This is a genomic window from Hydrotalea flava (genome assembly GCF_001623405.1).
GTDB lineage: Bacteria > Bacteroidota > Bacteroidia > Chitinophagales > Chitinophagaceae > Hydrotalea > Hydrotalea flava.
This window is the reverse complement of record NZ_LUHG01000100.1, coordinates 246,071-260,838: the sequence shown is the minus strand read 5'-3', so window position 1 is coordinate 260,838 and position 14,768 is coordinate 246,071. Positions and strand designations below refer to the sequence as shown.

The 14,768-nt window shown below is 35.0% G+C and carries 12 protein-coding genes; 9 read left to right on the top strand and 3 right to left on the bottom strand.

Annotated elements, in window-relative coordinates:
• The first annotated feature begins 15 nt into the window (after nt 1-15).
• The 9 genes from mraY (at nt 16) to A0F92_RS13215 (ending at nt 12,061) form a co-directional block, all read left to right on the top strand.
• Entirely contained in the window at nt 16-1,329 is a 1,314-nt protein-coding gene (gene mraY, locus A0F92_RS13255; RefSeq protein ID WP_068247021.1) for a phospho-N-acetylmuramoyl-pentapeptide-transferase, read from the top strand.
• Between the two features lie 9 nt (nt 1,330-1,338).
• The gene (gene murD / locus A0F92_RS13250) at nt 1,339-2,724 is read left to right on the top strand and encodes a UDP-N-acetylmuramoyl-L-alanine--D-glutamate ligase (protein ID WP_068247018.1); all 1,386 of its coding nucleotides are present in this window, start codon (nt 1,339-1,341) and stop codon (nt 2,722-2,724) included.
• A 3-nt stretch (nt 2,725-2,727) separates the two neighbouring features.
• On the top strand, nt 2,728-4,041 hold the full coding sequence (locus tag A0F92_RS13245) for an FtsW/RodA/SpoVE family cell cycle protein (RefSeq protein WP_253810464.1): 1,314 nt from the start codon (nt 2,728-2,730) through the stop codon (nt 4,039-4,041).
• Nucleotides 4,042-4,082: 41 nt separating this feature from the next.
• On the top strand, nt 4,083-5,168 hold the full coding sequence (gene murG / locus A0F92_RS13240; protein ID WP_068247015.1) for an undecaprenyldiphospho-muramoylpentapeptide beta-N-acetylglucosaminyltransferase: 1,086 nt from the start codon (nt 4,083-4,085) through the stop codon (nt 5,166-5,168).
• A complete protein-coding gene (gene murC, locus A0F92_RS13235) occupies nt 5,165-6,526 on the top strand; it encodes a UDP-N-acetylmuramate--L-alanine ligase (protein WP_068247012.1) in 1,362 nt (453 codons plus the stop codon). Before murG ends, murC begins: the two co-directional genes overlap by 4 nt.
• Nucleotides 6,527-6,528: 2 nt before the next feature.
• A complete protein-coding gene (locus A0F92_RS13230) occupies nt 6,529-7,608 on the top strand; it encodes a cell division protein FtsQ/DivIB (protein WP_068247009.1) in 1,080 nt (359 codons plus the stop codon).
• Between the two features lie 42 nt (nt 7,609-7,650).
• Nucleotides 7,651-9,081: a cell division protein FtsA gene (gene ftsA, locus A0F92_RS13225; RefSeq protein WP_253810462.1), complete on the top strand. Its 1,431-nt coding sequence runs from the start codon at nt 7,651-7,653 to the stop codon at nt 9,079-9,081.
• Between the two features lie 62 nt (nt 9,082-9,143).
• The gene (gene ftsZ, locus A0F92_RS13220; protein WP_068247005.1) at nt 9,144-10,991 is read left to right on the top strand and encodes a cell division protein FtsZ; all 1,848 of its coding nucleotides are present in this window, start codon (nt 9,144-9,146) and stop codon (nt 10,989-10,991) included.
• 134 nt (nt 10,992-11,125) lie between these two features.
• On the top strand, nt 11,126-12,061 hold the full coding sequence (locus A0F92_RS13215; RefSeq protein ID WP_068247002.1) for a TIGR01777 family oxidoreductase: 936 nt from the start codon (nt 11,126-11,128) through the stop codon (nt 12,059-12,061).
• A 6-nt stretch (nt 12,062-12,067) separates the two neighbouring features.
• On the opposite strand, the gene A0F92_RS13210 is transcribed toward A0F92_RS13215, so the two are convergent.
• The 3 genes from A0F92_RS13210 to prmC are packed head-to-tail and all read right to left on the bottom strand — an operon-like array spanning nt 12,068 to nt 14,717.
• Complete coding sequence (locus A0F92_RS13210; RefSeq protein ID WP_068246998.1) at nt 12,068-12,895, bottom strand: ABC transporter permease; 828 nt, start codon at nt 12,893-12,895, stop codon at nt 12,068-12,070.
• A gap of 31 nt (nt 12,896-12,926) precedes the next feature.
• Entirely contained in the window at nt 12,927-13,823 is an 897-nt protein-coding gene (locus tag A0F92_RS13205) for an ABC transporter ATP-binding protein (RefSeq protein ID WP_068246995.1), read from the bottom strand.
• 21 nt (nt 13,824-13,844) lie between these two features.
• On the bottom strand, nt 13,845-14,717 hold the full coding sequence (prmC, locus tag A0F92_RS13200; protein ID WP_068246992.1) for a peptide chain release factor N(5)-glutamine methyltransferase: 873 nt from the start codon (nt 14,715-14,717) through the stop codon (nt 13,845-13,847).
• Nucleotides 14,718-14,768 lie beyond the last annotated feature (51 nt).

The following is a 14,768-nucleotide window of genomic DNA, read 5'->3' as shown; positions in this document are numbered from 1 at the left end:
ATAATAATATAGAATATGTTATACGAATTATTTAGCTGGCTTAAACAACACTTCAACATAATGGGGGCAGGTGTATTTCAATACCTCACCTTCAGAGCAGCTATGGCTATATTATTATCGTTAATTATTACTACAGTTTATGGTAAAAGGATAATTATTTTTTTGAAGAATAAACAAATTGGTGAAACGGTGCGTGATTTGGGTTTGGCAGGAGAGCAACAGAAAAAGGGAACTCCTACTATGGGGGGTATAATTATTTTATTGGCGATTATAATTCCAACTTTGTTATTTGCCGATTTAAGTAAGGTTTACATACGCCTCATGTTGCTTTGTACAGTATGGCTTGGAATAATTGGTTTTTTAGATGATTATTTTAAAATTAAAGCAAGAAGGCTAGCAGGTAAACGGGGTGAACAATACAAAAAGAAAGACAGTGATGGTTTGGCCGGAGTCAGTAAAGTTATTGGGCAGGTTGGCTTGGGTATTATTATTGGCGCCACTTTATATTTTAATAGTAATGTAACGGTTGAACGAGAAATTATTACGAAAGAAGTAAACAAATCGTTGCATCCCGGTGAAATGGTAGCAAGAGGCTCTAATGTTGTTACCAAAAATATTGAAGGCGAGAGCAGAAGATTTGTTGAAGTAAAAACACCCATTACCACCATTCCATTTACCAAAAATCATGAATTTAATTATAGCAAATTAATTAGTTGGATGGGTAACAGAGCCGAGGCTTATACCTGGATTATTTATATATTAATTGTAACATTCATCATTGCTGCTGTTTCAAACGGTGCAAATATAACAGACGGTTTAGATGGACTGGCAGCAGGTGTAAGTGCCATTATTGGTGCAGGATTGGGCATATTCGTTTATGTGAGTGGTAATTTCAAGTTTGCTGAATATTTAAATATCATGTATATCCCCAATTTGGGCGAACTCTCCATTTTTGTTGGTGCATTTGTTGGCGCCTGTATTGGATTTTTATGGTACAATGCGTATCCTGCACAAGTTTTTATGGGCGATACCGGCAGCCTTGCGTTAGGCGGAATTATTGCCTCATTGGCAATTATTGTTCGGAAAGAATTATTGATACCAATTTTTTGTGGTGTGTTTTTAATTGAAGAATTAAGTGTAATTATTCAGGTGGTTTATTTTAAATACACCAAGAAAAAGTTTGGCGAAGGCAGGCGAATTTTTCTCATGAGTCCTTTGCATCATCATTATCAGAAAAAAGGTTTTCATGAAAGTAAAATTGCTGTACGATTTTGGATTATAACCATCTTTTGTGTGCTGTTGTCAATTGTAACCTTAAAAATTAGATAGTATCATACCATGCATCCAGATGTATTTAAACATATTGATTTTAAAAACCCTGCTAATCGAAAGTTAGTAGTATTAGGTGCTGGCGAAAGTGGTGTTGGTGCTGCTATTCTTGCAAAGCAGAAAGGGTTTTCAGTCTTTGTATCTGATGGTAATACGATTGCTGAAAAATACAAACTCGAGTTGCAACAATTTGGAATTGAGTTTGAAGAGCAATTACATTCAATTCATAAAATAGAAGAAGCAGCTATTGTTGTAAAAAGTCCGGGAATAGCCGATAAAAATGAAATAATAAAAAAAGTTAAACAAAAAGACATACCCGTTATCAGTGAAGTGGAATTGGCATACCGGTATTGTGGCGAAAGCAAGATCATTGCAATAACCGGTAGTAATGGTAAAAGTACTACCACAGCATTAACGTATCATATTCTGGATAAGGCAGGAATGGATTGTGCAATGGTAGGTAATATTGGTATTTCATTTGCGAAACAGGTTGCATTAGCTTCTAAGCAATGGTATGTTGCCGAAATCAGTTCTTTTCAATTAGATGATATTATTGCCTTTAAGCCACATGTTGCTGTACTGCTCAATATTACAGAAGATCATTTAGACAGATACGAATATAATTTTCAAAACTACATCAACAGTAAGTTTAGGATTATTGAAAATCAAACTACCGATGATTATTTTATTTATTGCGATGATGACAATGTTATTAAAAAAGAATTAAACAAAATTTCAATCACTCATACTAACCCCTTACCATTCTCTATGAAACACGAAATTAAAAACGGAGCTTACCTAAAAGGAGATCAAATGATGTTACGCATTCAGGAAGAACGCGTAAGCATGAGCATTTATGATTTTGCTTTAAAAGGGAAGCATAACACTTACAACACAATGGCTGCGTGTATTGCTGCTACAACAGTAGGAATCAGAAAAGAAAAAATTAGAGAGGCTGTGAATGATTTTCAAAGCCTTGCGCATCGAATGGAGTTTGTAGCAACCGTTCGCGGTGTTGAATTTATTAATGATAGTAAGGCAACCAATGTAAACAGTACCTGGTTTGCTTTGGAGAGTATGAACAAGCCTACTATTCTTATCCTGGGCGGTGTTGATAAAGGAAACGATTATAGCCTGATTACCGACCTGGTGAGAGAAAAGGTAAAAGCAATTGTTTGCATGGGTACCGACAATAAAAAAATTGTTACTGCTTTTAAAAATGTTGTTCCGGTAATCATCGAAACAGCTTCCGCAAAAGATGCAGTAGAACAATCTTTTAAATTGGCAACAAAGGGCGATGTTGTCTTATTAAGCCCTGCCTGTGCCAGCTTTGACCTGTTTAAAAATTTTGAAGACAGGGGTAATCAATTTAAAGTTGCTGTAAAAGATTTATAAAAAATGAGTCAGGCAAATAGCGATACACTTTTTACACAAATATCTTCAATAGAAGGTATGAAGGGACAACTCTTGCAAAAAACAAGAGGTGATAAATACATATGGGGTATCGTTATTTTACTGGCTTTAATATCAGTACTTGTGGTATATAGTGCAACCGGTTCACTTGCTTATAAAATGAATAAAGGCAATAATGAGATTTATTTATTTAAGCAACTGGCTTTTATGGTAATGGGTATGCTGATTATTTATTTCTTGCACAGAGTTAATTATACCATTTTTTCAAGAGTAGCAACAATATTGTTTCTGATTTCCATTCCATTATTGTTATATACTTTATTATTTGGTACCCGAATTAATGAGGGAAGCAGATGGATTCGACTGCCCATTATTAACATGACTTTTCAAACCAGTGATTTTGCCAAGCTGGCTTTGTTTATGTATTTATCTAAAATGCTGAGTAAAAAACAACGGGTAATCAAAGATTTTAAAGAAGGGTTCATCCCCATTGTTATTCCGGTTATTCTGGTTTGTGCTTTCATTATGCCTGCTAATTTGTCAAATGCATTATTAACAGGTGCCACTTCTTTATTACTCATGTTTATTGGCCGTGTAAGTATTAAACACATTCTTTTATTATTGATGGTGGCTTCCATTCCGGTTATGATCATTATTACCATTGCTATTACTACTTACAAACCGGTAAAAGCTGACAATAACTTTAAAACAGAAAACATAGAAAAACTAAGCTCATATGGTCGGGTATCTACCTGGGTAAAAAGGGTACAGGATTTTATTTATTCCAACAATGCAGAAGTACCTTATCAGGTACAGCAGGCTAAAATTGCCATTGCCAATGGAGGTGTTTTATTGGGATTAGGTCCTGGTAATAGCAGACAACGGAATTATTTACCGCAGGCTTATAATGATTTTATTTATGCCATCATTATTGAAGAGTATGGCCTGTTAGGAGGCGGGTTTGTTATTTTTATTTACTTACTTTTTTTATTCAGATGTATCAGTATTTTCAGAAGATGCCCTTATGCATTTGGTGCATTTTTAGCGCTGGCACTCAGCTTTACCTTTGTTATACAGGCCATGGCAAATATGGCAGTGAATGTAAATATGGTACCCGTTACCGGCGTTACACTACCCTTAATTAGTATGGGGGGAAGCTCTTTCTTATTTACTTGCGCATCGATAGGTATTATTCTAAGTGTAGCAAGAAATGTTGAACAGTTAGAAGGTAAAACCAATGAAGACGAGAAACAAAATATAAATGAAAAGTTAGTTCAGGCACCATTACAAAACGCTTGATTCTAAATTGTATAATATTATGATACAACAATTAATAACGAATGCTTAAAATTTTGATTGCCGGAGGAGGAACCGGCGGACATATTTTTCCGGCATTGGCCATAGCAAAAGCACTTGAAAAAAAAGCTGCTGTTTCGTTATTGTTTGTTGGTGCGAAGGGAAAAATGGAAATGGAAAAAATACCACAGGCGGGTTATAAAATTAATGGAATTGATATTGCCGGATATAACAGAGCCAATCTCTTTAAAAACTTTTCCTTGCCCTTTAAATTGATTAAAAGTTTTTGGCAAGTGAATCAAATACTGAACAATTTTAAACCTGATGCTGTGATTGGTGTAGGCGGATACTCCAGTTTCCCGGTATTGCGAACAGCACAGCGTAAGGGTATTCCAACATTTATACATGAAAGTAATTCCTTAGCCGGTAAATCTAATCAGCTTCTGGCAAAGAAAGTACAATACGTATTTGTTGCTTTTGAGGACATGCAAAAATATTTTCCTCAAGAAAAAATTATTATTTCAGGTAATCCTGTACGTGATGAAATCATCAATAACAAAATTTCAAAAGATGAAGCGCTGAAATATTTTGGGTTATTGAACAACAAAAAAACAATTTTAATTCTGGGTGGAAGCCTTGGTGCCAAAAGTATTAATAATGCAATCGCAAAAAATATTGCATCGTTTTCCGACAATGGATTACAGCTAATTTGGCAAACCGGGCAACATACCTATCAACAATATAAGCATTTGGCAGAAGGAACAAATTCATTTTGGATTCAAGCTTTTATTGAAAAAATGAATATGGTTTATGCTGCTGCCGATGTGGTGGTTTCAAGAGCAGGAGCCCTGTCTGTTGCTGAGTTGTGTGTAGTGAAAAAACCTGTTGTATTTGTACCTTATCCATATGCAGCAGAAGATCATCAAACCGTTAACGCACAATATCTGGTTCAAAAAAATGCTGCACGGTTGGTAAAAGACAATGAGGCTGATACTGGCTTAGTGCCTGCTATTCTTGATTTAATTCAAAATGTGGCATTGCAGGAAACACTGAGTAAAAATATTGCATCACTGGCTAAGTTGAATGCCGCAGATATGATTGCTGAAAAAATTTTAGAAACGATTCAATGATTGAATTAAAAAACATACAGACTGTTTATTTTATTGGCATTGGCGGCATTGGCATGAGCGCTTTGGCAAGATATTTTCATGCTAAAGGTGCGCATGTAAGTGGATACGACAGAACCGAAACCGCATTGACGAAACAATTAGAACTTGAAGGTATTGCTGTACATTATCAAGAAAATACCAAACTTATTCCTGCTGAAACAGATGTGGTGGTATATACACCTGCAATACCTGCAAACAATAAAGAATTAGTGTTTTGTGCCGAAAAAAAATATTTGATTGTAAAACGGAGCGATGTGCTGCAATGGATTACCCTTCATTCTTTTAATATTTGTATTAGTGGTACCCATGGTAAAACTACTACCAGTACCATGATTGCGCACATTCTCAGACATTCAGGCTATGGTTGTAATGCATTTTTAGGTGGTATTTCTACTAACTATCAATCTAATTTCTGGAGCAGTGAAAATAATGTAGTGGTGGTAGAGGCCGATGAATATGATAGAAGCTTTTTAAAACTTTTGCCCAATATTGCTATTGTTACTGCAATTGATCCAGACCATTTAGATATTTATGGTACAGCTGAAGCAGTAGAAGATGCTTTTATTGCTTTTACCAAAAAAATTAAAAAAGATGGAGCTTTAATTTATCATTCTACAATACCATGTGCAGACAAATTAAATAAAACAGTAGCGCACTACAATTATGCTTTATCAACTCCCGACGCCGATGTGCATGCTTCACAAATTCAAATTCAGGAGGGTGGTTATGTATTTACGGTTCAGGCAAAATACTGGCAATTAACATCCGTTCAATTAAATATGGGTGGTTTGCATAATGTTGAAAATGCCCTGGCTGCTATTCTCGTAGCCAAACAATTAGGTATTGCCGACCATTTAATCAAAGAAAGCATAAGCACATTTAAAGGAGTTAAAAGAAGATTTGAATTCATTTTAAAAACAGCTCAACATGTTTTTATAGATGATTATGCACATCATCCTGCTGAATTGGATGCACTTATTCATGGTGTACGCAGTCTTTATCCAAATAAAAAAATGGTCTTGGTTTTTCAACCACACTTATATAGTAGAACAAAAGATTTTGCGGATGCTTTTGCAAAAAGTTTACAAAATGCAGATCAGGTAATTCTACTGCCAATTTATCCGGCACGAGAATTACCCATTCCAGGCGTTGATGCTGCATTGTTGATAGAAAAAATGAATAGTACGAATGTGTTATTACTATCGAAAGATGAACTAATACATTGGGTAGCAACGAACCGGCCCGAGCTACTGATAACAGCCGGTGCAGGAGATATTGATAAAATGGTAGAATCTTTAAAAGAAAAACTAATAGAATAAAAATGGCCGTACTTACTCATATTCGTTTCAAACAATTATTCAGCAGAAAAGGCATTGCCAATCTGTTTTGGATAATTTTTGGTATGGGTATGATTGTTTTATTGTCAGCTGCCATTAAAAGGCAAAACCAGCAGGTGTGTAATGGCGTAAGTGTTGAATTAGATAAAAATTTTCAGGATGTTTTTATAGATGAAAAAGATGTTATAGCGTTATTGAATACGAATGGAAAAATTACACAGCATTCGCTCCAAAGTATTTATTTAAAAAGTTTTGAAATGCTGGTTGAAAAGAATACATGGGTTAAAAATGCAGCCTTGTATTTTGATAATAAAAATATTTTACACGTAAAAATTAAAGAACGAACTCCTGTTGCAATGGTATTGGGTAATAATGAAGATGCATTTTATATAGATAGTGCGGCAATGCGTTTACCACAAAGTGATAAGTTTGCGGTTCGTGTACCGGTGTTTACTGGTTATCCCGGCAGTATGTCAGCTAAAATTTCTAAACCAGATAGTTTGCTGTTACGGCAAATGGTTCGGATGGCATCTTTTATACAAGCCGATAGTTTTTGGATGGCACAAATTGCACAAATCAACATACAATCAAATGCTGAATTTGAACTGGTGCCTACGGTTGGCAGCCATTTAATCAATTTTGGTACAGCTGATAGTCTGGAAAAAAAGTTTAATAATCTTTATGCTTTTTATCAACAGATATTTACCCGTACAAGCATGAATGCTTATAAAACAATTGATCTTCGATTTAACAATCAGGTTGTAGCTGTTAAAAGTGAATATAAAAATAATGGCCTTGATTCTGTAAAAGCTAAACAAGACGCTGCTATATCATGGATGTCTGATACTGCAGTTGTTCAGCATAATTTATCTGTACAAAATAGTGTGAATAAAACGAATAACCTACCTGTAGAAAAAGAGCAGCAAAAGGTGCAAAAACAAATAAATTTTAAACAAAATAAAATAAACAATCACACGTTATCAGATAATCAGAAGTTGGGTTTAAAAACGAATTCAAATAAGAATAAAAAAGCGCCCAAAGCAGTCATGAAAAAACAAAATTAAATATTATCATTTTTAAAGTACCCTATACAAAACAAAATCAGTATGATGCAACAAGATAAGCCAAATATGAATCAATCATCTGTTCAAAACGAAGCAATAGTTGGAATGAATGAGTCGCCAATTATTGTAGGGTTAGATATTGGCACTACCAAAATTGCTGTGATAGCAGGCAGAAAAAATGAGCAAGGTAAATTAGAAATACTTGGTTTTGGAAAAGCCAACAGCAATGGTGTGCTTCATGGCCAGGTGCTGAATATTGATCAGGCAATCAAATCTATTCAACAGGCTTTGGAAAATTGTGCCAAAAGTAATCCGGAACTGTTGATTGAAGATGTGTATGTAGGAATTGCCGGTTATCATATTAAAAGTTTACAAACAAGAGGTGATATTGTACGCCAGGATCCTGAAATTGAAATTCAGCAAAAAGAAATTGATCAACTAATTGCCGATCAACGGAAAACTTTTATTCCTGCAGGAGACGAAATTATTGATGTAATTCCTCAGGATTTTAAGGTAGATAACATTCAAAATATAAAAGACCCTGTTGGATACAATGGCGTAAAAGTCGGAGCTAATTTTCATATTATTACCGGCGATAAAAATGCCATCAGAAATATTAACAGAGCGGTATTGAGAAGTGGACTTCATACAAAAGATCTGGTATTGCAGCCTTTGGCCAGTGCCAGTGCAGTAATGAGTGAGATTGATTTAGAAGCCGGAGTTGCTATTTTAGATATTGGTGGCGGAACCAGCGATTTGGCAATTTTTTATGAAGGTATTTTAAAACAAACAGCAGTTATTCCGTTTGGTGGTGAAAATATTACCAACGATATACGGATGGGCCTTGGTGTATTAAAACAACAGGCTGAAGCATTAAAAGTTCAATTCGGTTGTGCTATTGCCGATGAGGCCAAAGCCAATACTTATATTACCATACCGGGATTAAAAGGTTTGCCTGCAAAAGAAATCAGCATGCGTAATCTGGCGCAAATTATACAGGCAAGAATGAGTGAAATTTTAGATTTTGTAACCTACCATTTAAAACAGGTTGGTTTAGATAATAATGCTTTAAATGGAGGTATTATTCTTACCGGCGGCGGTTCTCAGTTAACACACTTAATTCAGTTAACCGAATATATTACCGGTTTAAATGCCCGAATTGGTTATCCTAATGAGCATTTGGCACCCAATCATATTGCAGAATTAAAACAGCCCATGTATGCAACCTGCCTGGGGTTAATTCTGAAAGGTTATAATGATTACGAATCAAAATCCAAAGATTTTTCAAAACAATTTAAACATATTCAGGTGCCACATCAGTTAAAAGAACAAACCAAAATTGTAGAAACGTCAATGGTTCAACCAACTGAAAAAATTGGAACTGCTCCCAAATTGAATGCACGTTTTTGGGATAAGTTTAAAAATGGCATCATTGAATTGTTTAAAGAAGAAGAAGATCAAATTATAAGATAAATTTTTTACCACTATCCTGTAAATACCGTTTATTCTACTTACTAACTATTAAACCGTACGTTATGATTCATTTCGATTTGCCCAAACAAAAATCATCCATCATCAAAGTGCTTGGTGTTGGTGGTGGAGGTAGTAATGCCGTAAACTTCATGCATGAACAAAACATTGAAGGCGTAGATTTTATTATATGTAATACCGATGCCAAAGCGCTTGAACAAAGTAAAGTGCCCAATAAAATTCAACTAGGCCCACATTTAACACAGGGTCTTGGTGCAGGTGCGAATCCTGAAGTTGGAAAAAAAGCAACAGAAGAATCGTTGCAGGAAATTAAAAGTATTTTAGAAGTAAATACCAAAATGGCATTTATAACGGCCGGTATGGGTGGAGGAACCGGAACAGGAGGTGGCCCCATTGTTGCCCAGGTATGTAAAGAATTAGGTATTTTAACGGTTGGTATTGTAACCACTCCTTTTGGTTTTGAAGGCCCACGAAGAATGGCTCAGGCGGAAGAAGGTATTATGCAATTAAAACCATACGTAGACACATTGCTTGTAATTAGCAATGATAAATTACGGATGCAATATGGAAATTTAAAAATGAAAGAAGCATTTAGTAAAGCTGATAATGTGTTGGCAACTGCTGCTAAATGCATTACAGATATTATTAATAGCCGCGGCCATATTATTGTTGACTTTGCAGATGTTTGCACTGTTATGAAAAATGGAGGCGTTGCTATCTTAGGAAAAGCTGAGGTAGAAGGTGAAGACCGGGCACAAAGAGCGATTGAAGAAGCATTAAACTCACCTTTATTAAATGACAATGATATTAAAGGTGCCAAATGGATTTTAATCAACATCAATAGCGCGGAAGGAGATCATGAATGCACGATGGATGAAATTGAAGTGATTAATAATTACTTGCGCTTGCAGGCAGGAGAAAATACCGATGTTATTGTAGGAATGGGTTATGATAATACTTTGGATAAAAAAATTGGTATTACCATGATTGCAACCGGATTTGAGCATAAAAATCCATTTGAAAAACAAGCTGCTCCTAAAATGGAAGCACCAAAACCTGAAAAAATTGTAATGACGCTGGGTTTGGATGAACATCAGCATACAGATGTACAACCGGCTTCAAATACTACTGATGCAAATGATAAAGCTATTGCAGATCCATTTGCACCACATATTAAAAATGAAACGGAAAATAATACTGCTAAATTTTCCATGTATACTCCTGTGGAAAGAGAAGCTGTGTTAGATGTGCGTGAAACTGAGATTTTGCAATTTGAATTGAGTACTGAAATAACAACTCCTGTAACTCCTCAGCAGGAAGTAAAAATGGAAGCAGAACTGCCCAATGCCATTGAGGAAAATATTGCAGGCATGAAATTAGCGGAGAAAGCTGAAACACCTTCTATTCTTTCTAAACCTTTTAAGATTTATGCTGAACCGGAAATACCCGAAGTTACTGGCAATAGTTTACCGGTTCAGCCTGCTGAAATAAAAGAAGAAACTAAGAAAGAAGAAATACCACTTCAATTTTATACCAATGAAAAGAAAGAAGAACCTGAAGTAAAACACCATTACCACGAACGTACACAGGTTGAGCAGCCTTCTTTGTTTCAATACAATAGTGATTTGGATGAAGTAGAAGAACAACGTCGCAGGGCTACTGAGCGCTTACATCGGTTAAGAAATTTATCTTATAACATGAATTCTAATGATCCGAATAATGAATTTGATACAGTGCCTGCTTATGTGCGCCGTAAAATGGAATTATTTGGAAATAACCAATTGGCATCAGTAGAAAACTTTTATAGTAAAATAACAGTTGAAAAAGATGAAAACAACAAAACTCAGATTTCTAGTCTGAACAGTTTTTTAGATGGTAAAAAACCTGATTAATTTTTCGGTTTAGTTGGTAGAATAAAAAATAACCCTTCGTTTCGTAGCGAAGGGTTTATTTTTGATAACAATTGATATATTTTCTTGTTTAAATAAAAACTTTATTCATTCAATTACTATTGTAAATCATTTTTATGAAAACTGTCGTTATAACAGGTGGCACAGGAATGGTAGGGAAACATTTAACTGCTATGCTGCTAAACAATGGTTATAGGGTAATTGTGCTGAGTAGAAATCCGCCTGAAAATAGTCATCACAACGCACTTTCCTATGCAAAGTGGGATGTAGATAATCAGTTGATTGATCTTGAAGCGCTGGCTTCAGCAGATGCCATTGTGCATTTGGCCGGAGCGGGTGTTGCAGATAAACGATGGTCGGCTAAAAGAAAATTAGCAATACAGGAAAGCAGAACCAAAAGCAGTGCACTGCTTGTTCATTCATTGCAAACTATGAATAGTTTTAATGTTAAAACAATTGTAAGTGCATCTGCCATTGGATGGTATGGTCCGGATAACGATACAAGCAAAATAAACGGCTTTATTGAAAGTACACCGCCAGCAAAGGATTTTTTAGGAGAGACTTGTAGACTTTGGGAGGAAAGCATTACACCTGTTTCAAACTTAGGAATACGATTGGTAAAATATAGAATTGGTATTGTTTTAAGTAATACCGGTGGTGCACTTCAGGCATTTAAACAACCATTACGGGGAGGGATTGCCACCATATTAGGATCCGGAAACCAAATGATAAGCTGGATTCATATTGACGATTTATGCCGGCTTTTTATGAATGCCCTCGAAAATAATCAGCTCAATAGCGTTTATAATGCTGTAGCCAATCAACCTGTTACTAACAAAAAATTGACACTGACATTAGCCAAAATTCAACGTGGAAAATGGTTTATACCCGTTTATGTTCCATCATTCCTTTTAAAAATAATAATGGGCGAAATGAGCATTGAAGTACTGAAAAGCACTACCGTTAACAATACCAAAATAAGAACAGCAGGGTTTACATTTTTATATCCGGAAATTGAGCATGCCTTACAACAATTGAAAGCTTCGGAATAATAACATTTATAAATCTGCCTTCCTGAATGTTTTATAACAAAGCCACCAGATAAAGCCTGTAAAAATTAGTGTATACAAAATATGCAAATTAATATCTGATAAACTTTGTAAATAGGCCTGATTGGATGCTTCATCAATTTTTCCTAAAAAGTTTGGTCTGGGTACCAATCTGTTTGATAATTCAAATGGTAAATAGGCATTAATGGGTATGCTTTTGAAACTGAAATAGGCTTTCATTATATTTTCAATAACGAGCATATAAAAAAAGAAAATGCCCAACGCAATAAATGCTTTTTTAATAATAAATCCTGTAAAAAATGCAATACTGAGTTGTGCAAATGTCATTAAGAAAAAAAGTGGAATAAAATACAGCTCCTCACTCCATCTGTGTTGACCCACCGCATCAGAATAATAAAATCCTAAAAATGCAGCTACCAAAGTATACATTACCGTAACAATTACAGCCACAATCAATACATCTAAAAGTTTAGCAGTAATAAATTCATCCCGAATCCATCCGTCAATAATATTTTGCCGGTGCGTTTTATATTGATACTCGTTGGTGATGAGCATAATAATTAAAATAGCAGGAACCAGCAAAAACCAGGAAGAAAAGTAAGCAACAGAATGCCAGGCATCGGGAAAAGCAAAAGGATTGCCTAATAAAAATCTTGCAGCATTACCGGCCATATCTTTTCTGGAGGTAATATTTTCGTATACGTTGTGGAATAGTAGATTGATAGCCGGATAAGTAAAAGTTACAATGCCCAGCATCCACCAGAATGCAGGATATTTTTTTATTTTCAGCCATTCTATTTGTAATAGTTGTTTCATGATGCAGTATAAATATTTTTAAAATATAATTTTAATTTCCTGTTAATTCAAAGAATTTTTCTTCCAAACTTTTTTTCTTTACTTCTAAATGCGATAAAATAACACCTTTGTTGTAACAATGGGCATTAATATCCTCCGGTAGAATAGCGTTTGCAGAACAGTGTATTTGACAAAAATCTTTTTCTTCAGTTAAATGCGTATATCCTGGGATGGATAATAAAACCTGCTTTAATTGGTTGAGATCGCTTGAACGAAGAATGATAACATCTTCATTACTCAAAATTTCTTTTACCGGTCCGTTTACCAATAAATTGCCCTGTTTTAAAATGCAGAAATGGGTACAAACCTTTTCTACCTCATCTAACAAATGGCTGGCCATAATAATTGTTTTTCCCTGTTGGCCCAATTCTATTATCAATGTTCTTATTTCTGCTATTCCAACCGGGTCTAAACCATTCGTGGGTTCATCTAAAACCAATACATCCGGATTGCCTAATAATGCTGCTGCAATGGCTAACCGTTGTTTCATACCCAAACTGTATGTGCTGAATTTATCGTTCTTTCTGCTTTGTAACCGAACAGTTTCTAATACAGCATCAATTTCTGTTTTATTACCCCGGCTACTGATGGCTTGTGTAATTTTTAAATTATCAAATGCAGATAAATAATGATAAAAGTTGGGCGTTTCCAATAAGGTACCAATTTTTTTTCTGTAATGCTTGTCGGTGCTATTGTTGAACCAACTATAATGTCCACTGTCTGCTTTTAATACATCCAATAAAATACTGAGGGTAGTAGTTTTGCCACTTCCATTGGGTCCTAATATGCCAAAAATAGCTCCTTTCGGAACCTCAAAAGTCAGATTGTTCAATGCTTTAACAGGCCCGTAGCTTTTAGAAATATTATCGGTGGAGAGAATATTTTCCATACTGTAATTTGAAGTAATATACTATTTTTTTTCATTTAAAAAATTATACTTTGCTTGTAGCATTCTGTTTTTACCCTGCAAATCTTTTCTTAAAAAAGTTGTATAGCCCAATTCCTGTAATGCCTGTTTTGTTTCATGTGCCAGATTTTCATTCACTTCCAGAAAAAGCAAACCATTCGGGTTTAAATGGTTTTTTGAAAACTGGGCTATTGTTTTATAAAATAGCAATGGATCATTATCCGGTACAAACAAGGCTTCGTGTGGTTCAAATTCAACCACTTGTTTTGCCATTGATTTTTTTTCTGACCATCCAATATAGGGTGGATTACTGATAATAAAATTATACCTATCCAATAATGACCAGTTGTAGGTATTTAAAATATCAATTGTTTTAAAATTAATATTAGTTTGATGTATTACTGCATTCTGCTTAGCAACTGATAATGCTTTTTCACTAATGTCAACGCCGGTTACATTGAAATCGGGGCGTTGATGTTTTATAGTAATGGCTATACAACCACTTCCACAGCCAATGTCTAAAACTGAAGTTGGAAGTTCTATATTCTTTGCTTCTTGCAGCAACCATGCAACCAGTTCTTCTGTTTCTGGCCTTGGAATTAATACCGATTCATTTACAAAAAATGGCAAACCAAAAAACCAGGCTTTTTTCAGTATATATTGAACTGGTTTATATTGTGCCAGCTCATCTGAATATTGCTGCAATATAGCCTTTTGTACCTGATTCAGTGTTATTTCCGGATGCACTATCCGGTTAATTTTATTGAAACCGGTTATTGCTTCAATGACCATATCGGCAATGTTTGCAGCTTCTCTGTCATTGTACAATTCAAACAAAGCCAATAGTAGTTGTTGATATGCAGTTTTTATAGTCATACTGCAAAATAGCACCAATTCAGCTACTTTTGTAAAATTGGCAGGTGTAAT

What these genes read in the sequence shown, in the direction of transcription:
- mraY (WP_068247021.1), top strand. Translation starts at nt 16, where the DNA reads ATGTTATACGAATTATTTAGCTGGCTTAAACAACACTTCAACATAATG.
- murD (WP_068247018.1), top strand. Translation starts at nt 1,339, where the DNA reads ATGCATCCAGATGTATTTAAACATATTGATTTTAAAAACCCTGCTAAT.
- A0F92_RS13245 (WP_253810464.1), top strand. Translation starts at nt 2,728, where the DNA reads ATGAGTCAGGCAAATAGCGATACACTTTTTACACAAATATCTTCAATA.
- murG (WP_068247015.1), top strand. Translation starts at nt 4,083, where the DNA reads ATGCTTAAAATTTTGATTGCCGGAGGAGGAACCGGCGGACATATTTTT.
- murC (WP_068247012.1), top strand. Translation starts at nt 5,165, where the DNA reads ATGATTGAATTAAAAAACATACAGACTGTTTATTTTATTGGCATTGGC.
- A0F92_RS13230 (WP_068247009.1), top strand. Translation starts at nt 6,529, where the DNA reads ATGGCCGTACTTACTCATATTCGTTTCAAACAATTATTCAGCAGAAAA.
- ftsA (WP_253810462.1), top strand. Translation starts at nt 7,651, where the DNA reads ATGATGCAACAAGATAAGCCAAATATGAATCAATCATCTGTTCAAAAC.
- ftsZ (WP_068247005.1), top strand. Translation starts at nt 9,144, where the DNA reads ATGATTCATTTCGATTTGCCCAAACAAAAATCATCCATCATCAAAGTG.
- A0F92_RS13215 (WP_068247002.1), top strand. Translation starts at nt 11,126, where the DNA reads ATGAAAACTGTCGTTATAACAGGTGGCACAGGAATGGTAGGGAAACAT.
- A0F92_RS13210 (WP_068246998.1), bottom strand. Translation starts at nt 12,895, where the DNA reads ATGAAACAACTATTACAAATAGAATGGCTGAAAATAAAAAAATATCCT.
- A0F92_RS13205 (WP_068246995.1), bottom strand. Translation starts at nt 13,823, where the DNA reads ATGGAAAATATTCTCTCCACCGATAATATTTCTAAAAGCTACGGGCCT.
- prmC (WP_068246992.1), bottom strand. Translation starts at nt 14,717, where the DNA reads ATGACTATAAAAACTGCATATCAACAACTACTATTGGCTTTGTTTGAA.